Consider the following 22,974-nt stretch of genomic DNA (forward strand, 5'->3'; position numbering starts at 1 on the left):
GGCGGATTCTGACACGGGGACGCCCCCTTTCCGCACTCAATACCTCAGCGGTCGTCAGTCGTCCGAGACCGTCGCCTCGCACCGCAGCCGCCGCCCCGCCCCCACCTCGCGCACCGGCCCGGTCAGCCGCAGCCGGGCGACTTCCCGCACCTCCGCGCTCGACGTCCCCAACCGCAGCTCCAGCGCCCCCGGTTCGACCACGCGCCGTCCCTCGCGGTCGGTGAACGCCGACAGGTCGCCGTGGAAGTGGAAGGTCACCCGCGCCGACCCGCCCGCCGCCAGCTCCAGTCGCTGGTAGCCGATCAGGCGTACGTCGGGACGCGTCACGCCGGCCACCGGGTCGTGGAGGTACAACTGCACGACCTCCGCGCCCGCCCGGTCGCCGGTGTTGCGGACCGTGACGGACGTGTCGTACGAGCCGTCCGTCGGGATCTCCGCGTCGGGGCCGGTGAAGTCCTCCCAGGTGAACGCCGTGTACGAGCGGCCGTGGCCGAAGGGGTACAGCGGGGTCGGGTCCAGGTTGCTGACCTGGCCGGCCAGGCCCAGGGGCGGCTGGAGGTAGGTCCAGGGCTGGCCGCCCGGCAGCCGGGGCACGCTCACCGGGAGGCGGCCGGAGGGGTTCACCCGGCCGGACAGCACCCCCGCGACCGCCGGACCGCCCTCCTCCCCGGGGAAGAACGCCTGGACGATCGCCCCCAGCCGCCCGTGCCAGCGGCCCAGCGCGTACGGGCGGCCGGTGAGCAGGACGAGGACGACCGGGACGCCCGTCGCCACCAGCGCGTCCAGCAGCTCGCCCTGGACGCCCGGCAGGGTGAGGTCGGCCACGTCGCAGCCCTCGCCCGAGGTGCCCCGGCCGAACAGGCCCGCCCGGTCGCCGAGCACGGCCAGACAGACGTCCGCCTCCGAGGCGCGCGCGATGGCCTCCGTGAACCCGGACGGATCCCGGTCCGAGACCCCGCAGCCTTCGGTGAACGTCACCTTGGCGTGCGGGAGTTCGGCCCGCAGGGACTCCAGGAGGGTCGGGATCTCGATGCCGAGCTCCGCCTCGGGGTGGTGGGTGAGGACATGGGAGGGGAAGGAGTAGCAGCCGAGCATCGCCATGGCGTCCGCCGCCCTCGGGCCCACGACCGCGATCCGGGTGTCGGGGGCGAGGGGGAGCAGGCCGGCGGGGTTGTCCAGCAGGACCACCGACTCCTCCGCCAGCCGGCGGGCCAGGGCGCGGTTCGCCGCCGGGTCGAGGTCGATCGACGCGGCGGTCTCCGACTCGCCTGTCTTGCCGGTCTCGCTGGTATCGCCTGTCTCGGCCACCTCAGCGGTCTCAGCCGTCTCGGCCACCTCGGCGGTCACAGCGGTCTCAGCGGTCTTCGGCTCCGGTCGCCAGTCCTCGTCCAGGAGGCCCAGCTCGCACTTCTGGAGCAGGACGCGGTGGGCGGCCCGGTCGACCAGTTCCAACGGGATCTCGCCGTCCCGCACGGCCGCGACCAGCACGTCGCCGTAGTACTTCACCGTCGGCAGCTCGACGTCGATGCCGGCCGCCAGGGCGAGGCGGGCGGCCTCGACGGGGGTGCCGGCGACCCGGTGGAGGGTCTGCAGGAAGCCGATGCCGAAGTAGTCGGCGACGACCGTGCCCGTGAAGCCCCACTCGTCGCGCAGGAGGCGGGTCAGCAGCTCGGGGTCGGCGGAGGCCGGGACGCCGTCGCGTTCCGTGTAGGCCGCCATGACCGAGCGGGCGCCGCCCTCGCGCAGCGCCATCTCGAAGGGGGGCAGGGTGACGTCCGCGAACTCGCGGGTGCCCGCCCGGACCGGGGCCAGGTTGCGGGCGCCCGCCGAGGACGCGTACCCGGCGAAGTGCTTGAGCGTGGCGACGATCCCGGCCGATTCGAGCCCGCGGACGTAGGCCGTGCCGACCGTGCCGACCAGGTACGGGTCCTCGCCGATCGTCTCCTCGACCCGTCCCCAGCGCGGGTCGCGGACGACGTCCAGGAGGGGGGCCAGACCCTGGTGCACGCCGACCGCGCGCAGGTCGCGGCCGATCGCCCGGCCCACCTCCTCCACCAGCGGCGGATCGAAGGCGGCGCCCCAGGCCAGCGGGACCGGGTAGGCGGTGGCCCGCCAGGCGGTGAAGCCGGCGAGGCACTCCTCGTGGGCGACCGCCGGGATGCCGAAGCGGCCGGCCGCGGCGATCCGCCGCTGGGCGAGCGCCAGGGCGCGGGCGCCGACCGCCGGGTCCACGGGAGCGGTGCCGAAGGAACGGGTCAGCTGGCCGAGCCCCCGGGTGATCAGCTCGTCCCAGTCGTAGTCGGCGGTCATGTCGTGCTGGTGCGGGGCGACTCCGTCGCCGTCCGTCGCGGCGCCGACCCACACGCCGTACAACTGCGCGGTCTTCTCCTCCAGGGTCATCCGGGAGAGGAGGTCGTCGACACGGGCGGCGGCGGGCAGGGCGGGGTCACGCCAGGGGGCGGTGGTCATGAGACTCCTGTCCCGAAGGATTCGAATGTTTCGCAACGTACTTCGAATGTTCCGGGAACCTATGGCGTCCCCATGGGTTCGTCAAGGGGTCGCGTGGGGATACGATCGCCGCCATGACACCCTCGGAGCCAGTGGAAACGCGGACAGAAGCGCGGTCGAAGCAGACCGCGACGCTCGCGGAGATCGCTCGTGAGGCCGGCGTATCGGCACCGACTGTTTCGAAGGTCCTCAACGGCCGTGCCGATGTCGCCCCGGCGACCCGCACCCGCGTCGAGGACCTGCTGCGCGCCCACGGCTACCGGCGCCGCCGCGCCGAGGCGACCCGCTCCCCGCTGATCGACCTGGTCTTCCACGAGTTGGAGAGCGCCTGGGCGATGGAGGTCATCCGGGGGGTGGAGGACGTGGCGCGGGACGCCGGGCTGAGTGTCGTGCTGAGTGAGAGCGCGGGGCGGCTCACACCCGGGCGGACCTGGGCCGACCAGGTCGCCGCCCGCCGTCCGCACGGCGTCGTGCTGGTCCTCTCCGGGCTCGACGAGTCCCAGCGGGCGCTGCTGACCAGCCGTTCCATCCCGTTCGTGGTGATGGACCCGGCGGGCGACCCGGGCGCCGACGTGCCGTCCATCGGTGCGACCAACTGGCAGGGCGGGCTCGCCGCCACCCGGCATCTGGTCGAGCTGGGGCACCGGCGGATCGGGGCGATCAGCGGGCCGCCGCAGATGATGTGCAGCCGGGCCCGGATGGACGGCTACCGGGCCGCGCTGGAGACGGCCGGGCTGCCGGTGGACACCGGGCTGGTCATGACCGGCGACTTCCACCACGAGACCGGCTACCGCCTCGGCCGCGAGCTGCTCGACCGCCCCGACCGGCCCACCGCCGTCTTCGCGGGCAACGACCTCCAGGCCCTCGGCTGCTACGAGGCCGCCCGTGAGCTGGGACTCCGTATCCCGGAGGACGTGAGCGTGGTCGGCTTCGACGACCTGCCGGTGGCCCGCTGGGTCGGGCCGCCGCTGACGACCGTCCGCCAGCCGCTGACGGAGATGGCGGAGGCGGCGGCCCGGCTGGTGCTGGAACTGGGCCGGTCGACGTCCGAGGAGGCGCCGACGGCGACGCGGGTGGAACTGGCGACGAGTCTGGTGGTGCGGGCAAGCACGGCCGCGCCGTCTGTTTCCCAGCCAGCCCCTTAGAGGCTGCTGTGGCTGGAAGTTGACGTATTGACGGGTGTGGAGGACGCCTCCACACTCCTCCGAAGTCAATCGGTTGGACGACCGAAACTTTCGGAGGCACCCGCAATGAGATCCTCCAGAACATCCCCCTCCCGAACACGCTCCGCGGGGACCTGGCTGACCGCCCTGGTCACCGGGGCCACCGCCGCCGCGACGCTGCTCGTCGCGGCCCCCGTGTCCCACGCGGCCGACACCCCGCTGCGCGACCTCGGCACCGCCAAGGGCAAGGTCATCGGTACGGCGGTCACCGGATCCAAGCTCACCGGGACCTACGGCGACGTCGCCGGGGCGCAGTTCAACTCGCTGACCCCCGGCAACGCCATGAAGTGGGGCTCGGTGGAGCCGACGCAGGGCACGTTCAACTGGGCGGAAGCCGACCAGATCGTCGCCTTCGCGCAGGCCCACAACCAGCAGGTGCGCGGCCACACCCTGGTCTGGCACAGCCAGAACCCGAGCTGGCTGACCAACGGCAGTTGGACGTCGGCCCAGCTCAGCACCCTGCTCCAGAACCACATCAACACCGAGGCGGGCCGCTACAAGGGCAGGATCGCCGCCTGGGACGTCGTCAACGAGCCCTTCAACGAGGACGGCACCTACCGCTCGACCCTCTGGTACAACGGCCTCGGCACCGACTACATCGCCAACGCCCTGACCTGGGCGCGAGCCGCCGACCCGGCCGCCAAGCTGTACGTCAACGACTACAACGTCGAGGGCGTCAACGCGAAGTCGACCGCCCTGTACAACCTGGTCAAGTCCCTGAAGGAGCGTGGGGTTCCGATCGACGGGGTCGGCCTCCAGGCCCACCTCATCCTCGGCCAGGTCCCATCCACCTTCCAGCAGAACATCCAGCGCTTCGCCGACCTCGGCGTCGACGTGGCGATCACCGAGCTGGACATCCGGATGGCGCTCCCGGCGGACAGCGCGAAACTCGCGCAGCAGAAGGCCGACTACAAGGCGGTCACGGCCGCCTGCGTGGCGGTCGCGCGCTGCGTGAACCTCACCGTGTGGGGCTTCGCCGACTCCGACTCCTGGGTCGACAGCACCTTCCCGGGCTACGGGGCGGCGACGCCGTACGACGCGAACTACGCGCCGAAACCGGCGTACTACGGCATCGCCGAGGCGCTGGGCGGCGGTACGACGACGCCTCCGCCGACGGGTGCGTGCACGGCGACGTACAGCGTGGGCAGTCAGTGGAGCACCGGGTTCACCGGCAACGTGACGATCTCCTGCTCGGGCGCCTCGCTGTCGTCCTGGAAGGCGACCTGGACGTACGGCGCGGGCCAGCAGATCACCCAGGCCTGGAACGCCACGTGCACCCAGTCGGGCACGGCCGTCACGTGCGCGAACGCCTCGTACAACGGGACGGTCCCGGACGGCGGTTCGGTGTCGTTCGGGTTCAACGCGAACTGGAGCGGCAGCAATCCGGTGCCGACGGTGACACTGGGCTGATCCCGGCTGATCCCGGCTGATCCGGCCGATCGCGGGCTGATCCCGGGCTGACGGCAGACGTGACGGGACACGAAGCGAGCGGGCCGGACAGCGGACGGACGGGTGGGTCGGCGGGCGACCGTGCTGAAGGCCGCCGGCCTCACCCTGGCCGCCGCTCTGGTGGTGGCCCGGGAACCGGCGGCGAGCGCGCTGTGGAAGTCGCTGAAATAATTCTCCGGCGAGGGCGTCGATCCGTGTCGATCGGGCCCGCTCCCGTTCGACGCATGGGTGAGAGGCCGGAAAGGACCGGCTCACCTCACCGCAACCGGACCCGAGGAGTCACCATGCCCCGGGCGCGGGCCTTGGAGTGCCGTTGACTCGAAACTCCGTTCTCCCTGTGCCCCTTGAGGACTACAGTGATCCAGCCGCTGTAGAACGGCTGTGTGGTCGGCCTGGGGAAACCCCATGGGGAGAGACGCCGACCCCGCCCGCACGCGGCACTTCTGACGTCATATGACCCGGGGGGTCGACAACTTGAGACTGTTCACGCGCCGCCGTACCGCGATGCTCGCCACCGCGGTGGTGCTCGCCGCAGCGGGCACCCTGGCCGCCGCACCCGGAGCCGTCGCCGACGACGCCGGACCGTGGCCCGGCACCGAGGGCCGGATCCTCAGCGACGGCGGGTCGCTGGTAGACCCCGCCACCGGCAAGGTCAGCCGGATCCCCAACGTGGGGAGCTACGCCACCTGGGCGCCGGACGGCAGCCGGCTGGCCAGCGTGTCCGGCCAGATCTCCACCGTCCTGCCCAACGGCACCAAGAAGATCGTCCTGCCGTGGGCGCAGGGCCTGCGCTCCAGCGCCCCGTACGAGGACCTGACGTTCTGGTTCGGCGGCCGTTACGTCGTCTTCGCCAGCGGCGGCCAGCTCGCCTACGGTCCCTCCGACGCCGCGTGGGCGCCCGGCCCGCTGCTGCCGGCGAACCTGGAGCCGGCCACCGTCTGCGACTCCGAGCCGAGCGTCGGCCCGACCGGCCTGGTCGCGTTCGAGCGCCGCGCCGGCAGTTGCGGCGCCGACGCCGCCGGCGTGTACGTCTTCGACAGCAACGCCAAGACGGTCAAGCTCGCCGTGGCGAACGCCGAGCAGCCCGCCTGGTCCCCGGACGGCACGAAGCTGGCGTTCGTCCGCAAGGACACCGACGGCACCCCGCAGATCTTCACGGCGAACGCCGACGGCACCGGCGTCCAGCAGCGCACCACCGGCCCGCGCCGGTTCGCCAACCCGTCCTGGTCGCCCACCGGCAAGCGGATCGTCTTCGACGCCCACACCTCGCCGAACAGCGACGACGTGCACACCACCGAGTACGTCGACCTGGCCACCGGCGACCTCACCAAGGTCGGGGACACCGCGACCGGCGACAACCCCAACTGGCAGCCGCTGCGCAAGAACACCACCGCCCGGGTCTGGGGCGCCAACCCCTACCTCACCGCCACCGCGTCCTCCCGCTGGACCTGGAACACCATCGGCCAGAGCGTGCCCGGCCTGATGACCGCCAAGTCCGCGGTGCTGGTCAACCAGGACGACCCGGCGTACGCCGTCACCGCGCCCGCCCTGGCCGGCCGGAAGGAGGGCCCGGTGCTGATGACGCCGAAGACCGGGCTGTCCTCGACGACGAAGAACGAGCTGAAGCGGACCCTGAAGCCGGGCAAGCCCGTCTACCTGGTCGGCGGCACGGCCGTCCTCGCGGCCACGGTCGCCACCCAGGTGAAGGCGCTCGGCTACACGCCCGTCCGGCTGACCGGCGCGGACCGCTACGCGACCTCGGTCGCGGTGGCCAAGACCATCAGCTCCGCCCCGAAGTACGTCTTCCTGGCCGGCGGCACCGAGTACCGCGCGGCCCTCTCGGCGGCCGCCGCGGCCGGTTCCGACGGGGCGGCCAGCGCGGGCGGTGTCGTCCTCACCAACGGCAACAAGCTGCCCGCGTCGGCGCAGTCGTACCTGAACAGCCTGAACCCGGACAAGACCATGATCATCACGGTCGGTGCGGCGGCGAGGTACGCGCTGACCCACGCGAGCTTCTCGCGGTGGCCGTCGACGTACTCGTACTACCCGATCTCGGGCACCACGGACCCGTCCATCTCGGTGGCCATCGCCATGTTCTGGTGGTCCGCGCCGAACCAGACCGCCCTCGCCTACTCCGGCTCCTGGCGCGACGGCGTCTCGGCCGCCTCGGCGATGAACGTCTTCGCGCCGCTCCTGTGGACCAGCAGCGCCGCCACCCTGTCGCCGGAGGTCAACAACTACCTCCAGCGCGAGTCCGCCGGCGTCAACTTCATGGCGGCCTTCGGCGTCAACGGCTCGATCTCACCGGCCGCGCTGAACACGGCGGGCGCCACGATGAGCGCGGGCAGCGCCTACGTCGAGTACTTCCCGTACTTCAACGGCGTCATCCCGCCGAGCGCGGGGCAGACCGCCTCCTTCGCGCTGGGCACCGACGACGGCCGGACCGCCGCGACGACGCCCGCCGCCCCGGCGCAGCGCTCCGCCGCCCCGGCCGACGCCCACCGGAACCTGGCACCGCTCAAGACGCTCCACCGGCAGTAACAGCGGCAACGGAACCAGCGGCAGGCCCGGCGGGGGCGCCGACGAGCATCGTCGGCGCCCCCGCCACCCGCGTCAGGAACACGGTCACGGAGTTCCGCCCCTGGGGCTTGGGCAGCACCTTCTTGCGCAGTTCCTCCGGCTCGACGGCCGACCCCCGCTTCTTCACGGTGAGGATCCCGACCTCCCGCTCCCGCAGCAGCGCCTTCAACTTCTTGACGTTGAACGGGAGTCGGTCGCTGATCTCGTAGGCGGACGCGTACGGGGTCGGGCGCAGCTCGTCCGCGGTGACGTAGGCGATGGTCTCGTCGATCAGCCCGCCGTCGAGCTCCCGGGCCACGTCGGCGACCAGATGAGCCCGGATGACGGCGCCGTCGGGCTCGTACAGATACCGCCCGACCTGCCGGACCGCCGGGTCGGGCAGGCCGGCGCCGAGCAGCGTCCGCGGCCCCGGCAGCAGGGTCGCCCGGACGGCCCCCGGCTCGCCGGCCCCGAACCACAGCACGGCCTCCTTCACGTCCCCGCCGTCCGAGATCCACTCGGCCTCGGCCTCCGCGGGGATCGCCTCGTGCGGCACACCGGGCGCGATCTTCAGGGCGGCGCGGGGCGCGGCCAGCGCGGCCCCGATCGCCCACGACAGGGGCGGCGAGTAGCCCTCCGGATCGAAGATGCGCCCGCGCCCGCCGCGCCGCGCCGGATCGACGAAGACGGCGTCGTAGCCGCTCGTGTCGACGTCCGTGACGTCCGCCTCCCGCACCTCGACGAGGTCGGCGAGCCCGAGCGCGTCGGCGTTCGCGCGCGCCACCGCCGCCGTCAACGGGTCCCGGTCCACGGCCAGCACGCGGATCCCGGCCCGCGCAAGCGCGATCGCGTCGCCGCCGATCCCGCAGCACAGGTCGGCGACGGAGGTCACGCCGAGCGCCTTCATCCGCGCGGCCCGGTAACCGGCGACACTCGCCCGCGTCGACTGCTCCACCCCGTTCGGCGTGAAGAACATCCGCCCGGCGTCCGACGCCCCGAACTTCGCCGCCGCCCGCTGCCGCAGCCGGGCCTGCCCGAGGGCGGCGGACACCAGTTCGGCGGGGTGCTCGCGGCGCAGCCGGGTGGCGACGGCGAGCTCGTCGGCGGGGTCGGTGCCGCGCACGGCGTCGAGGAGGGCGCGGCCCTCGGGGGTGAGGAGGGGCGCGAGGTCGTTCACCGGGTTCACCGGGCCATTGTGGGCCAGTCGGTGGACGGTGCGCTTCCGGCGGCGGTGTCGGGCGGGGTTCGGGGGCGGTGACTGCGAGGATCCGGCGCCATGGGACCTGTCGTACAAAATGATGACAAGGGTGGCTGTTCTGCACGCCCAAATCGCCACCCGGTGCCGCGCCTTGCGGGAATGCGCCCTACGGGAATGCGCCTGGCCGGAATCCGAAGCGCGGCAGCCGTCCTCACCCTGGCCGCCATCGCGACGGGCTGCGCGGGAGGCGGCACAGGCACAGGCACCGGCAGCGGAGGGGGAGAGGGAGGCAAGGGAACGGGAACCCGCCCCGCACCGGGCGGCCAGCAGCCGGACCGGGCGGCGTCCCCCGAGGCCCCGCCCGCCCGCGCCCTGCACTCGTACGCCTCCAGACTCCGCGCCGCCCGGCAGGCCCGGGTCGCCGCGGCGAAGCGCTGGGGTCTGAGGAAGGTCCCGCTGACGCCCCCGGCCCCGCCCGCGCACAAGGCGGAGATCCCGACCCGTGAGGGCTTCGAGGTGGACGACCACGAGGAACTCGGCCTCCCTCCGGTCTTCACGACGATCCCGACCAAGGACAAGGTCGTCTTCCTCACCATCGACGACGGCGCCGAGAAGGACCCCGCGTTCCTGCGGATGACGAGCGAACTGCGCATCCCCTACACGGCCTTCCTCAGCGACTACCTGATCAAGGAGGACTACGGCTACTTCAAGAAGATGCAGGCCCAGGGCGTGGTCCTCAACAACCACACCCTCCACCACCCCTACCTGCCCGCCCTCTCCTACGCCCGCCAGAAGCGCGAGATCTGCGGCATGCAGGACGTGATCGAGAAGCACTACGGCAAACGCCCCGCCCTCTTCCGGCCGCCCTACGGCAACTACAACCAGGACACCCTGCGCGCCGCGAAGACCTGCGGCGTGCGCTACGCCCCGCTCTGGGACGAGGAGGTCTTCGTCGACCACTGGGAGTACCGCGAGTCGGACCAGGACCTCCACCCCGGCGACATCGTCCTGAGCCACTTCCGAGGCCGCGGCGACTGGAAGGGCACGATGCCCGACATGGTCCGCAGGTTCCTCGACAAGGTCACGGCCGAGGGCTACGCGGTGGCCCGCCTGGAGGACTACCTGTGAGAACACGGGCCCGCCCGAAGGCAAGGCTGCTCCAGACGACCCTGACAGCCACGACGGTGTTGATGACGCTGACAACCCTGACGACCCTGACGGGTTGCGCCCAGTCCGTGGACCCGATCGAACGCCTGGGCAGGAAGGCCGCGGCCCGGGTCGACCCACCCGTCGTCCCACCCGCCCAGGCCCCGTACCGCCGCTGGGGCCTGACGACCCCTCTGCCTCCCGCCCCGCCCCGCCCGGCCACCCGCCCCCTCGCGGGCAGCCCCGGCACGGCGGCCCTCCCCCCGGTCGTCGACCATGTCCCGACCACCGACAAGGTCGTCTTCCTCACCTACGACGACGGCGCCGAACGCGACCCCCGCTTCGTCGACATGGTCCGCGAACTGCGCCTCCCGGTCAGCGTGTTCCTGACGGACACCGTGGTCGGCCCCGGCTACGGCCACTTCGCCCGCCTCCAGTCCGTCGGCGCGAACATCCAGAACCACACCCTGGACCACCCGGCCCTGCGCGGCCTGCCCTACGCCGGCCAGCGCGCCGAGATCTGCGGCCAGCAGGACAAACTCCGCTCCCGCTTCGGCCTGCGCCCCCGCCTCTTCCGCCCGCCCTACGGCACCTACGACACCACCACCCGCCGCGCCGCCGCCGACTGCGGCATCGCCGCGATCATCCTCTGGCGAGCCTCCATGGGCCCCACCGACCTCACCTACACCCACGGCTCCCCCCACCTCCACCCCGGCGACATCATCGCCGTGGACCCGGACGAGACATCGGGCCCCGGCATGCGATCCAGAACGGCACGACTACTGCGCCGGGTACAGGAAGAGGGCCTGACGGTGGGCAGGTTGGAGGACTACGTCTGACGGTTCTTCGCGTCTCCGGTCGGGGTCTGTCTTTCAGCCCGATGGGGGTCCCCCTCTGGCGGAGTTCGAGGACGAGGCCCCTTAAGGGCCGACGGCGGGGGCCTGGGGGCGGCAGCCCCCAGCCAACGCCCACACCGACAAACGGCGACAAAGAACGCTCACGTCAGCCGAAAAACCTGCCGACGCGCCGCCGGAATTGGCACTCCGCTTGACCGAGTGCTAATCGCAGTCATAGTCTCGCTTCTGGCACTCCCCCCTGGAGAGTGCCAACAGCGACGGGCAGGTCCGGCACCCGCGACGACGGATCCACCTGGTCGCCACCTCAGACAGTTAACCCCGTGAGATCTCCGAAGGGGGAGGTCGGATCGTGACGACCACCAGCTCCAAGGTTGCCATCAAGCCGCTCGAGGACCGCATTGTGGTCCAGCCGCTCGACGCCGAGCAGACCACCGCCTCTGGCCTGGTCATCCCGGACACCGCGAAGGAGAAGCCCCAGGAGGGGGCTGTCCTCGCGGTGGGCCCGGGTCGCTTCGAGAACGGCGAGCGCCTGCCGCTCGACGTAAAGGTCGGCGACGTCGTCCTGTACAGCAAGTACGGCGGCACCGAGGTGAAGTACAACGGCGAGGAGTACCTCGTCCTCTCGGCTCGCGACGTGCTCGCGATCATCGAGAAGTAATTCACCCAGTTTTGCAGTGAACTGCGCCCCTGGCCCCCGCGACTTTGTGAAGCCGGGTGCTGGGGGCGCCGTTCGTCCCACGTTTTCCGAGAGGGCTGAACCGCTTCCATGGCGAAGATCCTGAAGTTCGACGAGGACGCCCGTCGCGCCCTCGAGCGCGGCGTCAACAAGCTTGCCGACACGGTCAAGGTGACGATCGGCCCCAAGGGCCGCAACGTCGTCATCGACAAGAAGTTCGGCGCACCCACCATCACCAACGACGGCGTCACCATCGCCCGCGAGGTCGAGCTCGACGACCCGTACGAGAACCTCGGCGCCCAGCTCGTGAAGGAGGTGGCGACCAAGACCAACGACATCGCGGGTGACGGCACCACCACCGCCACGGTCCTGGCCCAGGCGCTCGTCCGCGAGGGCCTGAAGAACGTCGCCGCCGGCGCCTCCCCGGCCTCCCTGAAGAAGGGCATCGACGCCGCCGTCAAGGCGATCTCCGAGGAGCTGCTCGCCTCGGCCCGCCCGATCGACGACAAGGCCGACATCGCCGCCGTCGCCGCGCTGTCCGCGCAGGACACGCAGGTCGGCGAGCTCATCGCCGAGGCGATGGACAAGGTCGGCAAGGACGGTGTCATCACCGTCGAGGAGTCCAACACCTTCGGTCTGGAGCTGGACTTCACCGAGGGCATGGCCTTCGACAAGGGCTACCTGTCGCCGTACTTCGTGACGGACCAGGAGCGCATGGAGGCCGTCCTCGAGGACCCCTACATCCTCATCAACCAGGGCAAGATCTCCTCGATCTCCGACCTGCTGCCGCTGCTGGAGAAGGTCATCCAGACCAACGCCTCCAAGCCGCTGCTGATCATCGCCGAGGACCTGGAGGGCGAGGCGCTCTCCACCCTCGTCGTCAACAAGATCCGCGGCACGTTCAACGCGGTCGCCGTCAAGGCCCCGGGCTTCGGCGACCGTCGCAAGGCGATGCTGCAGGACCTGGCCGTCCTCACCGGCGCCACCGTCATCTCCGAAGAGGTCGGCCTCAAGCTCGACCAGGTCGGCGTCGACGTGCTCGGCTCCGCCCGCCGCGTCACCGTCACCAAGGACGACACCACGGTCGTCGACGGCGCCGGCAACCACGAGGACGTCGTCGGCCGCGTCAACCAGATCAAGGCCGAGATCGAGAACACGGACTCCGACTGGGACCGCGAGAAGCTCCAGGAGCGCCTCGCGAAGCTGGCCGGCGGCGTGTGCGTGATCAAGGTCGGCGCCGCCACCGAGGTGGAGCTGAAGGAGAAGAAGCACCGTCTCGAGGACGCCATCTCCGCGACCCGCGCCGCGGTCGAGGAGGGCATCGTCTCCGGTGGTGGCTCCGCTCTCGTCCACGCCGCGAAGGTCCTCGAAGGCGGCCTTGGCAAGACCGGCGACGAGGCCACCGGTGTCGCCGTCGTGCGCCGCGCCGTCGTCGAGCCGCTGCGCTGGATCGCCGAGAACGCCGGCCTGGAGGGCTACGTCATCACCTCCAAGGTCGCCGAGCTCGACAAGGGCCAGGGCTTCAACGCCGCCACCGGCGAGTACGGCGACCTGGTCAAGGCCGGCGTCATCGACCCGGTCAAGGTCACCCGCTCCGCCCTGGAGAACGCCGCCTCCATCGCCTCCCTCCTCCTGACGACCGAGACCCTGGTCGTCGAGAAGAAGGAAGAGGAAGAGCCGGCCGCCGGCGGCCACAGCCACGGCCACTCCCACTGACACACGTCGGTACACGGCAGTACGGCACAACGGCACCACGGCAGTACCGAGGCCCGGCACCCTGCAGACAAGGGGCGCCGGGCCTCGGCGTTTCTGTTTCAGCGCTCCGGCTCTGTCACCGCTCCAGCGCGTCCAGCGCCCCCAACTGCCCCATCAGCCCGAGCCGGTCGTGCTCCCACCAGGCCTCGGCGATCTTCCCGTCCGCCGTGCAGCGGTGGATCGTCGTCCCGGTCATGGTCACGTTCCGGCCGGTCGCCGGGATCCCCATGAAGTCGCCCTTGTGGGTCCCGTTCCAGGTCCACCGGGTGCACACGCGGTCGTCCTGGCAGATCTGGTCGTCGACCCGGAACGCGAAGTCGAAGGCGGCGCGCCACATCTCGACCTCGCGCCGCATCGCGTCCATGCCCATGGTGTCCTGCTCGTTGGACGGATCATGGTCGTGGTAGTCCTGGGCGATCAGCCCGTCGAGCGGCGGCAGTTCGCCGTGCATGGCGATCGCCTCGAAGAACCGCCGCGCGGTGCTCGCGTACAGCGTGTCGTCGCGGACGACGTCCAGATCGGTGAAGGTCGGCATCTCGTCGCACAGCGCCACCAGCTCCTGGAAGACCTTGCCGGTCTCCGGGAGGTTCGAGTTCCGCATCGCCTCCTCGTACGACGGGAACTCCACGATCTCGATGAAGTGCGAGGCGTCGGAACGGTCCTTGCCGACCACCGCGTGCGTCGCGGTCCGCTTCCCCTTGGTCTGTTCGACCCATGTGTCCATCAGCCGGTCCATCTCGTCGAACCGGCTGGTCCTGCAGTCGATGAGCTGTACGAACGTCATGACGCCGCCTCCGGCCCCCCTGGGTCCGGTCCCCGTCACGCCCATCCTCCCACCGGAGCGCCGACGTCACCTGCCCACCGCCCGGACGGTCACTGCGGCCCGTACTTGCGCCCCGTCTTCGAGCTGATCCCGCCCAGCAACGCCCGGGGCGTCACCTTCACCAGCCCCATCAGCGCCTTGTAGCGCGGGTCGGGGATCGACAGCGACTTCCCGCGCGACAGATCCTCCAGCGCCGCCGCGACCAGTTTGTCCGCGTCCAGCCACATCCACCCCGGGATGTTGTCCGTGCCCATCCCGGCCCGCTCGTGGAACTCCGTGCGCACGAACCCCGGGCACAGCGCCATCAGCCGCACCCCGGTGCCCGCCAGGTCCTTCGCCGCGCCCTGTGTGAACTGCACGACCCACGCCTTGGACGCCCCGTACGTCCCGCGTGGCACGAACGCCGCCACCGACGCAACGTTGACGACGCCCCCGCGCCCGCGCGCCCGCATCGATGTCGCCGCCGCGGACGTCAGCCGCAGCACGGCCTCGCAGTGCACCTTGAGCATCTTCAGCTCGTCGGTCATGGACACGTCGAGGTAGCGGCCCTTGTTGCCGAAGCCGGCGTTGTTGATCAACAGGTCGACGGGGTTCTTGCGGTCGGCGAGCCGGGCGGCCACCGTCTCGATGCCGTCGTCCGTCGCGAGGTCGGCCGTCAGCACCTCCGCCTCGATGCCGTGCCGGTCGTGCAACTCGGTCGCCTGCTCGTGCAGCCGCTCGGTGTTCCGTGCCACGAGGACGAGATCGTGCCCGTCCGCCGCCAGTCTGCGCGCGAACGCGGCGCCGATGCCCGCGGTCGAACCCGTAATGAGAGCCGTTGTCATGGCAGAAGGTTAGTGACCCGGAGTCCCCGCGTCCGCTCCCTGCACGCGCCCTCCCAAAGGTGAAGACCCGGTGAGCATCCCACCCGTGACAAGCGGTGCCACGGCGAACCGGAAGTCAAAGCACCGGCGCACAATTACCGCCCGCACCCAAGCCTCCCTTATGCTCCCCGCATGATCGAGGCCCGTCATCTCCGCGTCCTGCGTGCCGTGGCCGCCACCGGATCCTTCTCGGCGGCCGGGCGCGAACTGGGCTGCACCCAGCCGGCCGTCAGCCAGCAGATGAAGGCCCTGGAGGCGTCCGTCGGCACGCCCCTGCTGGTCCGCGGCGGACGCGCGATGCGTCTGACCCAGGCGGGCGAGGCCCTAGTCCGGCACGCGGCCGGCATCCTCTCCGGGCTGACCGCCGCCGAGGAGGAGGTCGCCGCCATCGCGGGCCTGCGGGCCGGCCGGGTCCGCCTGGTCTCCTTCCCCAGCGGCAGCTCCACCCTCGTCCCCACCGCCCTCGCCGCCCTGCGCGCCGCCCACCCCGGCACCCGGGTCTCCCTGGAGGAGGCCGAACCGCCGCGGTCCGTCGAGCTGCTCCGCGAGGGCGACTGCGACATCGCGCTCGCGTTCCGCTACGCGCGCGTGCCGGGCACCCCGGCCGCCGAGGAGTGGGACGACCTCGTCGTACGGCCCCTGCTCACGGACCGCCTGGTCGCCCTCGTACCCGAGCGGCACCGGCTCGCGGGCGCGCAGGCCGTCGCCATCGCCGACCTCGCCGCCGAGCCGTGGATCGCCGGCTGCCCGCGCTGCCGCGGCCAACTGGTCCAGGTGTGCGAGAGCGCGGGCTTCACGCCCCGCATCGACTTCGCGACCGACGACTACCCGGCGGTGGTCGGCCTGGTGGGCGCCGGCCTCGGCGTGGCCGTCCTGCCCCAGCTCGCGATCGACTCCGTACGACCCCGTGGCGCCCGCGCGGTGACGCTGGAACCGGCGGTACGGCGGGAGATCGTCGCCCTCACCCTGCCCGACCTGGCCCAGGTGCCGGCGGTGGCGGCCACGCTGGAGCAGTTGGGGCGGGCGGCGGCGCGCCAGTAGCGACGCGCCCAGGGAGTGACGCGCCAGCAGAAAAAGAGGGCACGCGCGCGTGCCCTCCCTTTGAAGAAACGTTCCTTCATGTGTTCGAAGCGGCGTCTCTCGCACCTGACGACGCCGTCACGAGGCGGTTGCGCGCCCGCCCCATGAGCTCCTCGCGCTCGTCCTCGGTCAACCCGCCCCACACGCCGTACGGCTCGCGTACGGCCAGTGCGTGCGCCGCGCACTGCGCGCGGACCGGGCACCTCATGCAGACCTCCTTGGCCGAGTTCTCTCGAGCGCTCCGAGCCGCCCCGCGCTCACCCTCTGGATGGAAGAAGAGCGAACTGTCCACTCCGCGGCAGGCAGCCAGGAGCTGCCAGTCCCACAGGTCCGCGTTCGGTCCGGGAAGGCGGGAGAAATCTGCCATTGCGTGACCCCTTGTAGCCGTTCTGAGCGGATACGGTGCCCACGACCGTACAACTACGATCTAAGGAGATGAAAATATGACTCATTGCGAATCTAGCCTCAGACACCAGCAAAAGGGAAGAAATAGGGCCGAATGGGGCACGGGTTGTGATGAAAGCTTGAGGGTCCGTGTGGCTGACTCCTCTGTGTCCGCGCCCTCACGTAGAGTGCCGAAGAATGCATGCAGCCCCGTAACTCTTTCGAGTGACCGTCGTTGAGAGTGCGGTGGCGGTTGGAAACACAAACGCTCGGGCAGGCGTCCGAGAGGTCGACCGCACAGGTGACGATTCGTAACAGCCTGGAGGCACAAGGTGACGCGCATCAGCTGCGGAGGGCGGCCATGACTTCCGTCCTCGTCTGCGACGACTCCCCGCTTGCCCGAGAGGCGCTCCGCCGCGCGGTCGCGACCGTGCCCGGTGTCGAGCGCGTGACGACGGCGGCCAACGGCGAGGAAGTCCTCCGCCGCTGGGGTGCCGACCGCTCGGACCTGATTCTGATGGACGTACGCATGCCCGGACTGGGCGGCGTCGAGACCGTACGGCGGCTGCTGTCCGCCGACCCCGGGGCACGCATCATCATGCTGACCGTCGCCGAGGACCTCGACGGCGTCGCCCTCGCGGTCGCCGCCGGCGCCCGCGGCTACCTGCACAAGGACGCCTCGCGTGCGGAGCTGCGCGCGACCGTCACCCAGGCCCTCGCCGACCCGACCTGGCGGCTCGCCCCGCGCCGGCTGCGCTCGGCCGAGATGGGCGCGGCGCCCACGCTCACCGCGCGTGAGATCCAGGTGCTCGAGGGCATGAGCCACGGCCGCTCCAACGCGGAGATCGGCCGTGAGCTGTTCCTCTCCGAGGACACCGTCAAGACGCACGCCCGACGGCTGTTCAAGAAGCTCGGCGCCTCGGACCGCGCGCACGCCGTGGCGCTCGGCTTCCGGTGGGGACTGGTCCGTTAGGGACCGTTCCCGCCCGCCCGGCCCGCGGCCAGGACCGGTCCGAAGCCGGACAGGTCCTGGGCCGTCCGGCGGATCGGACCGGTCGGATCGGACCGGTTCAGGGTGACATCGGTCATTCAGTGAGGGAGCGGGGTCATGGGTGAACCTCCCTGCTCAGACGCGGTCCGGAGGCCGGGCGAGCCCCCCTCCCGCCGCACGGCGAGCGGGAGCGGCATCCTGCCTCGCCGGGTGCCCGCTGCTCGTTTCGCCGCGGATGCCGCATCCTTGAGGTGTGGAGTTCCTCGGGGACGAGTCGGTCGAGCGGAAGGGGAGGGCGCAGGGGATGAGTGCCGGCGCACCTGCTCATAACGCTTCGGTGCACAACGACGGGCACGGTGCCGCGGCCACTCCGGCCGCAGTGCACCATGGACCGATGCGCGATGACGAGGCGGTCACTGCCGTGGGGACGATCGGGGCACTCGTCCATCGCGCCGTGGACGGCGACGAGCAGGCCACCCACGACCTGCTGGCCCACGTCCACCCGCTGGCGCTGCGCTACTGCCGCACCCGGCTGTCCCGGCTGCCCGGCGACGCGCGCCACTTCGTGGAGGATCTCGCCCAGGAGGTCTGCGTAGCGGTCCTGCTGGCCCTGCCCCGCTACCGGGACACCGGCAGGCCCTTCGAGGCCTTCGTCTTCGCCATCGCCGCCCACAAGGTCGCCGACCTGCAGCGCGCCGCCATGCGCCACCCCGGCTCGACGGCCGTGCCGTCGGACGAGATGCCGGAGCGGCCCGACGACTCCCTCGGACCCGAGGAGCGCGCCCTCCTCAGCAGCGACGCCGAGTGGGCCAAGAAACTCCTGGCCAACCTCCCCGAGAACCAGCGGGAACTGCTCCTGCTGCGCATCGCGGTGGGCCTCACCGCCGAGGAGACCGGCCAGATGTTGGGAATGTCACCCGGCGCGGTCCGCGTGGCCCAGCACCGGGCGCTGAGCAGGCTGCGGGCACTCGCCGAGCAGTAGGAGGCCGGACCAGTCCCGGCAACAGCGCCTTCGGTGAACAGGCCGCTCTCCGATTCCGTACGAACCTACGAAGCCCGCAGTCACACGCGACCGTGGAATTCGGGAGGTGCGCTTCCCGTTAGCATGGACATCCGCACCGATCAAGGCCATTTGGGGAAGGTGTCATGACTGCCAACGTCGACGGAGTGCCCGGAAAATTCGCGACCCTCGGGCTCACCTACGACGACGTGCTGCTGCTGCCGGGCGCATCCGAGGTGCTCCCCAACGCGGTCGACACCTCGTCCCGCATCTCTCGCAACGTCCGCGTCAACATCCCGCTGCTGTCGGCGGCGATGGACAAGGTCACCGAGTCCCGTATGGCGATCGCGATGGCCCGTCAGGGCGGCGTCGGCGTGCTGCACCGCAACCTCTCCATCGAGGACCAGGTCAACCAGGTCGACCTCGTGAAGCGCTCCGAGTCCGGCATGGTCACCGACCCGATCACGGTGCACCCGGACGCGACGCTCACCGAGGCCGACGCCCTGTGCGCCAAGTTCCGCATCAGCGGCGTCCCGGTCACGGACCCGGCCGGCAAGCTGCTCGGCATCGTCACCAACCGTGACATGGCCTTCGAGTCCGACCGCAGCCGTCAGGTGCGCGAGGTCATGACGCCGATGCCGCTGGTCACCGGGCACGTCGGCATCTCCGGCACGGACGCCATGGAGCTGCTGCGCCGCCACAAGATCGAGAAGCTTCCCCTGGTCGACAAGGCGGGCGTCCTCAAGGGCCTCATCACCGTCAAGGACTTCGTCAAGGCCGAGCAGTACCCGCGGGCCGCCAAGGACGGCGAGGGCCGCCTCCTCGTCGGCGCGGCCGTGGGCGCCAGCCCCGAGGCGCTGGAGCGCGCCCAGGCCCTCGCCGAGGCCGGCGTGGACTTCCTGGTCGTCGACACCTCGCACGGCCACAACAGCAACGCCCTCAGCTGGATGTCGAAGATCAAGTCGAGCGTCCGCGTCGACGTGATCGGCGGCAACGTCGCCACCCGCGACGGCGCCCAGGCCCTGATCGACGCCGGTGTCGACGGCATCAAGGTCGGTGTCGGCCCCGGCTCGATCTGCACCACCCGCGTGGTCGCCGGCATCGGCGTCCCGCAGGTCACCGCCATCTACGAGGCGTCCCTCGCCGCCCGCGCGGCCGGCGTCCCGCTGATCGGCGACGGCGGCCTGCAGTACTCCGGCGACATCGGCAAGGCGCTCGCCGCCGGCGCCGACGCGGTGATGCTGGGCTCGCTGCTCGCGGGCTGCGAGGAGTCGCCGGGCGAGCTGCAGTTCATCAACGGCAAGCAGTTCAAGTCGTACCGCGGCATGGGCTCGCTGGGCGCCATGCAGTCCCGCGGCCAGGGCAAGTCGTACTCCAAGGACCGCTACTTCCAGGCCGAGGTCGCCGCCGACGACAAGCTCGTACCCGAGGGCATCGAGGGCCAGGTGCCCTACCGCGGCCCGCTCGGCAACGTGCTGCACCAGCTCGTCGGCGGTCTGCGCCAGACCATGGGCTACGTGGGCGCCGCCACCATCGAGGAGATGGAGTCCAAGGGCCGCTTCGTCCGGATCACCTCCGCGGGCCTCAAGGAGAGCCACCCGCACGACATCCAGATGACGGTCGAGGCGCCGAACTACAGCAGTAAGTGACGTCCACGCGCGCGTGAAGCGTTCGACACACGGTCGGCAAGGGGGCCCGGAGACACTCCGTGGCCCCCTTGTCGTACCCGTCGGCGATACTGGAAGACGCTGAACGCATCAGGGAAAGGCCACACACGTGACTGAGATCGAGATCGGGCGCGGCAAGCGCGGCCGCCGGGCGTACGCCTTCGACGACATCGCCGTCGTCCCCAGCCGCCGTACGCGGGACCCGAAGGAGGTCTCGATCGCCTGGCAGATCGACGCCTACCGGTTCGAGCTGCCCTTCCTGGCCGCCCCCATGGACTCGGTCGTCTCCCCGGCCACCGCGATCCGTATCGGCGAGCTCGGCGGCCTCGGCGTCCTCAACCTCGAGGGCCTGTGGACGCGGCACGAGGACCCGCAGCCGCTGCTCGACGAGATCGTCGAGCTGGACGCGGACACCGCGACCCGCCGCCTCCAGGAGATCTACGCGGCCCCCATCAAGGAGGAGCTGATCGGGCAGCGCATCAAGGAGGTGCGCGACTCGGGCGTGGTCACCGCCGCCGCGCTCTCCCCGCAGCGCACGGCCCAGTTCTCCAAGGCCGTCGTCGACGCGGGCGTGGACATCTTCGTCATCCGCGGTACGACGGTGTCGGCGGAGCACGTCTCGGGGTCGCACGAGCCGCTGAACCTGAAGCAGTTCATCTACGAGCTCGACGTCCCGGTGATCGTCGGCGGCTGCGCCACCTACACGGCGGCCCTGCACCTGATGCGCACGGGCGCCGCGGGCGTCCTGGTCGGCTTCGGCGGCGGCGCGGCGCACACCACGCGCAACGTGCTGGGCATCCAGGTCCCGATGGCGACGGCGGTCGCGGACGTGGCGGCGGCCCGCCGCGACTACATGGACGAGTCAGGCGGCCGGTACGTGCACGTGATCGCGGACGGCGGCGTCGGCTGGTCCGGCGACCTGGCCAAGGCGATCGCCTGCGGCGCCGACTCGGTGATGATGGGCTCCCCGCTCGCGCGCGCGACCGACGCGCCGGGCCGTGGCCACCACTGGGGCATGGAGGCCGTCAACGAGGAGCTGCCGCGCGGCAAGAAGGTCGACCTCGGCACGGTCGGCACCATCGAGGAGGTCCTGACCGGCCCCTCGCACACCCCCGACGGCTCGATGAACCTCTTCGGCGCCCTGCGCCGCGCCATGGCCACCACCGGCTACAGCGAGCTGAAGGAGTTCCAGCGCGTCGAGGTCACGGTGGCGGACTCGGTGCACCGACGGTAGTCCCGCAGACGGTCGAGAGGGGCCGGTCATCTCACTCGGGTGAGGCGACCGGCCCCTTTCGCTTGCCCGGCGGGCGGGCCGGGGCGGTCGTGTGCGCCCCGGTTCACAACCGGTGCGCCGCTCCCGTAGGAGTGGCCCCGCGCGTGTCGAGCAGCAGTTGAGCCTTCACCGACAGGCCCTGGAGGTCGTACGTCCGGTGCTGCTGGAGGAGGATCGTCAGGTCGGCGTCGGCGGCGGCCTCGTAGAAGGAGTCGGCGCGGGGGACCGGGCGGTCGAGGACGCTCCAGGACGGGATGTGGGGGTCGTGGTAGCTGACGGCCGCGCCGAGTTCCATCAGGCGGATCGCGATCTCGCGCGCGGGGGTGCCCTGCTGGTCGGCGAGGTCGGGCTTGTAGGTGACGCCGAGCAGCAGCACGCGCGCGCCCCGCGCCGACTTGCCGTGCTCGTTCAGGAGCGCGGCGGCGCGCTGGACGACGTAGCGGGGCATGCGGCTGTTGACCTGCTGGGCGAGTTCGACCATGCGCAGGGGGCTGCCGGGGTGACCTGTGCGGTCCAGGGGGACGGAGTGGCCCCCGACGCCCGGGCCGGGCCGGAAGGCCTCGAAGCCGAACGGCTTGGTCTCCGCGCAGCGGACGACGTCCCACAGGTCGACGCCCAAGTCGTGGCAGAGGACGGCCATTTCGTTGACGAGGGCGATGTTGACGTGCCGGAAGTTGGTCTCCAGGAGTTGCACGGTCTCGGCTTCCCGCAGGCCACGCGCGCGTACCACCTTGTCGGTGAGCCGGCTGTAGAACGCCGCCGCGGACTCGGTGCAGGCGGGGGTGAGTCCGCCGATGACCTTCGGGGTGTTGGCCGGGGTGAAGGCGCGGCTGCCCGGGTCGACCCGGCTGGGGGAGTAGGCGAGGTGGAAATCGCGTCCCGCGCGGAGGCCGGACGTCTCCTCCAGCAGTGGCCGCAGGAATTCCTCCGTCGTCCCGGGGTGCACGGGTGACTCCAGGATGACGGTGGTGTGCGGGCGCAGGTGTCCGGCGAGGGTGCGGGCGGCCGCCTCCACCTGGCTCAGGTCGAGTCCGCCGTCCGCGTCGCGCGGGGTCGGGGCGCAGATGACGGCGGTGCGCACGCGGCCCAGTTCGGCGGGGTTGGTGGCGGGCCGGAAGCCCCCCGAGAGCATCCGGCGCAGTTCGGCGGGGCTGAGGGAGCCGGCCTCGGGGCCGGTGCGGTAGCCGAGGGTGGGGATGCCGGCGGCCACCGCGGCCTGGGCCAGGGGCAGGCCGAGCGGGCCGAGTCCGATGACGGCGAGATCTGCGGGCATGGCGTATGCCGTCCTTCCCAATAACCGAGGTGGGACAGGTGCGCAAGCCCTGTGGACAGGATGGGCGAGCGCAATGTCAGACTAGGAGTAAATATGACCGTTATGCGGGATTTATCTGTCGTGTTGATCGGCCGGGTCGATCTGTCGGGTCGATCTGCCGTGTTGGTCTGAGGTGCTGACCGGCCCGTTTTCCGCGAGGCCCGCTCCGGTTCCGTGAGAGTTGTCCACAGGCTGGGGGTGAGTGGTGGC

At 71.3% G+C, this 22,974-nt stretch carries 18 protein-coding genes; 12 read left to right on the forward strand and 6 right to left on the reverse strand.

The window, feature by feature from the left end; translation table 11 throughout:
• Positions 1-54 precede the first annotated feature (54 nt).
• Positions 55-2,469, reverse strand: a complete 2,415-nt coding sequence (locus OG352_RS26440) for a glycoside hydrolase family 3 N-terminal domain-containing protein (RefSeq protein WP_329220265.1) — start codon at positions 2,467-2,469, stop codon at positions 55-57.
• Between the two features lie 113 nt (positions 2,470-2,582).
• Here OG352_RS26440 and OG352_RS26445 point away from each other — a divergent pair, with 113 nt between their 5' ends.
• The 3 genes from OG352_RS26445 (at position 2,583) to OG352_RS26455 (ending at position 7,721) form a co-directional block, all read left to right on the forward strand.
• Positions 2,583-3,653: a LacI family DNA-binding transcriptional regulator gene (locus OG352_RS26445; protein ID WP_329220267.1), complete on the forward strand. Its 1,071-nt coding sequence runs from the start codon at positions 2,583-2,585 to the stop codon at positions 3,651-3,653.
• Between the two features lie 105 nt (positions 3,654-3,758).
• A complete protein-coding gene (locus OG352_RS26450; RefSeq protein WP_329220269.1) occupies positions 3,759-5,141 on the forward strand; it encodes an endo-1,4-beta-xylanase in 1,383 nt (460 codons plus the stop codon).
• 513 nt (positions 5,142-5,654) lie between these two features.
• Positions 5,655-7,721, forward strand: coding sequence for a cell wall-binding repeat-containing protein (locus tag OG352_RS26455; protein ID WP_329220271.1), 2,067 nt, complete (start codon positions 5,655-5,657; stop codon positions 7,719-7,721).
• Here OG352_RS26455 and OG352_RS26460 read toward each other — a convergent pair.
• Positions 7,699-8,916, reverse strand: coding sequence for a THUMP-like domain-containing protein (locus OG352_RS26460; protein WP_329223969.1), 1,218 nt, complete (start codon positions 8,914-8,916; stop codon positions 7,699-7,701). The genes OG352_RS26455 and OG352_RS26460 overlap by 23 nt on opposite strands.
• Before the next feature lie 195 nt (positions 8,917-9,111).
• Here OG352_RS26460 and OG352_RS26465 point away from each other — a divergent pair, with 195 nt between their 5' ends.
• The 4 genes from OG352_RS26465 to groL all read left to right on the forward strand — a co-directional run bounded on the left by OG352_RS26465 (position 9,112) and on the right by groL (position 13,332).
• A complete protein-coding gene (locus OG352_RS26465; RefSeq protein WP_329220274.1) occupies positions 9,112-10,065 on the forward strand; it encodes a polysaccharide deacetylase family protein in 954 nt (317 codons plus the stop codon).
• Between the two features lie 62 nt (positions 10,066-10,127).
• Positions 10,128-10,922 carry a polysaccharide deacetylase family protein gene (locus tag OG352_RS26470; RefSeq protein ID WP_329220276.1) on the forward strand — a complete coding sequence of 265 codons (795 nt, stop codon included), beginning with the start codon at positions 10,128-10,130 and terminating at the stop codon, positions 10,920-10,922.
• A gap of 367 nt (positions 10,923-11,289) precedes the next feature.
• On the forward strand, positions 11,290-11,598 hold the full coding sequence (gene groES, locus OG352_RS26475) for a co-chaperone GroES (RefSeq protein WP_020132158.1): 309 nt from the start codon (positions 11,290-11,292) through the stop codon (positions 11,596-11,598).
• 108 nt (positions 11,599-11,706) lie between these two features.
• Positions 11,707-13,332 (forward strand): chaperonin GroEL, encoded by a 1,626-nt coding sequence (gene groL / locus OG352_RS26480; protein ID WP_329220278.1) that lies wholly within the window; start codon positions 11,707-11,709, stop codon positions 13,330-13,332.
• A 115-nt stretch (positions 13,333-13,447) separates the two neighbouring features.
• Here groL and OG352_RS26485 read toward each other — a convergent pair whose 3' ends face one another.
• Positions 13,448-14,155 (reverse strand): ester cyclase, encoded by a 708-nt coding sequence (locus OG352_RS26485; protein ID WP_329220280.1) that lies wholly within the window; start codon positions 14,153-14,155, stop codon positions 13,448-13,450.
• Between the two features lie 89 nt (positions 14,156-14,244).
• A complete protein-coding gene (locus tag OG352_RS26490; protein WP_329220282.1) occupies positions 14,245-15,018 on the reverse strand; it encodes an SDR family NAD(P)-dependent oxidoreductase in 774 nt (257 codons plus the stop codon).
• 171 nt (positions 15,019-15,189) lie between these two features.
• On the opposite strand from OG352_RS26490, the gene OG352_RS26495 reads away from it, so the two are divergent.
• Positions 15,190-16,098: a LysR family transcriptional regulator gene (locus OG352_RS26495; RefSeq protein WP_329220284.1), complete on the forward strand. Its 909-nt coding sequence runs from the start codon at positions 15,190-15,192 to the stop codon at positions 16,096-16,098.
• A gap of 76 nt (positions 16,099-16,174) precedes the next feature.
• On the opposite strand, the gene OG352_RS26500 is transcribed toward OG352_RS26495, so the two are convergent.
• Positions 16,175-16,504 (reverse strand): WhiB family transcriptional regulator, encoded by a 330-nt coding sequence (locus tag OG352_RS26500; protein WP_093777510.1) that lies wholly within the window; start codon positions 16,502-16,504, stop codon positions 16,175-16,177.
• Positions 16,505-16,882: 378 nt separating this feature from the next.
• Here OG352_RS26500 and OG352_RS26505 point away from each other — a divergent pair, with 378 nt between their 5' ends.
• The 4 genes from OG352_RS26505 to OG352_RS26520 all read left to right on the forward strand — a co-directional run bounded on the left by OG352_RS26505 (position 16,883) and on the right by OG352_RS26520 (position 21,413).
• The gene (locus OG352_RS26505; RefSeq protein ID WP_003948568.1) at positions 16,883-17,494 is read left to right on the forward strand and encodes a response regulator transcription factor; all 612 of its coding nucleotides are present in this window, start codon (positions 16,883-16,885) and stop codon (positions 17,492-17,494) included.
• A gap of 412 nt (positions 17,495-17,906) precedes the next feature.
• Positions 17,907-18,494 (forward strand): sigma-70 family RNA polymerase sigma factor, encoded by a 588-nt coding sequence (locus tag OG352_RS26510; protein ID WP_189718553.1) that lies wholly within the window; start codon positions 17,907-17,909, stop codon positions 18,492-18,494.
• 164 nt (positions 18,495-18,658) lie between these two features.
• Positions 18,659-20,161 carry an IMP dehydrogenase gene (gene guaB, locus OG352_RS26515; protein ID WP_329220290.1) on the forward strand — a complete coding sequence of 501 codons (1,503 nt, stop codon included), beginning with the start codon at positions 18,659-18,661 and terminating at the stop codon, positions 20,159-20,161.
• A gap of 127 nt (positions 20,162-20,288) precedes the next feature.
• Complete coding sequence (locus tag OG352_RS26520) at positions 20,289-21,413, forward strand: GuaB3 family IMP dehydrogenase-related protein (RefSeq protein WP_329220292.1); 1,125 nt, start codon at positions 20,289-20,291, stop codon at positions 21,411-21,413.
• Between the two features lie 103 nt (positions 21,414-21,516).
• Here OG352_RS26520 and OG352_RS26525 read toward each other — a convergent pair whose 3' ends face one another.
• On the reverse strand, positions 21,517-22,725 hold the full coding sequence (locus OG352_RS26525) for a nucleotide sugar dehydrogenase (protein ID WP_329220294.1): 1,209 nt from the start codon (positions 22,723-22,725) through the stop codon (positions 21,517-21,519).
• Positions 22,726-22,974 lie beyond the last annotated feature (249 nt).

It is taken from the genome of Streptomyces sp. NBC_01485, assembly GCF_036227125.1.
Taxonomy (GTDB): domain Bacteria; phylum Actinomycetota; class Actinomycetes; order Streptomycetales; family Streptomycetaceae; genus Streptomyces.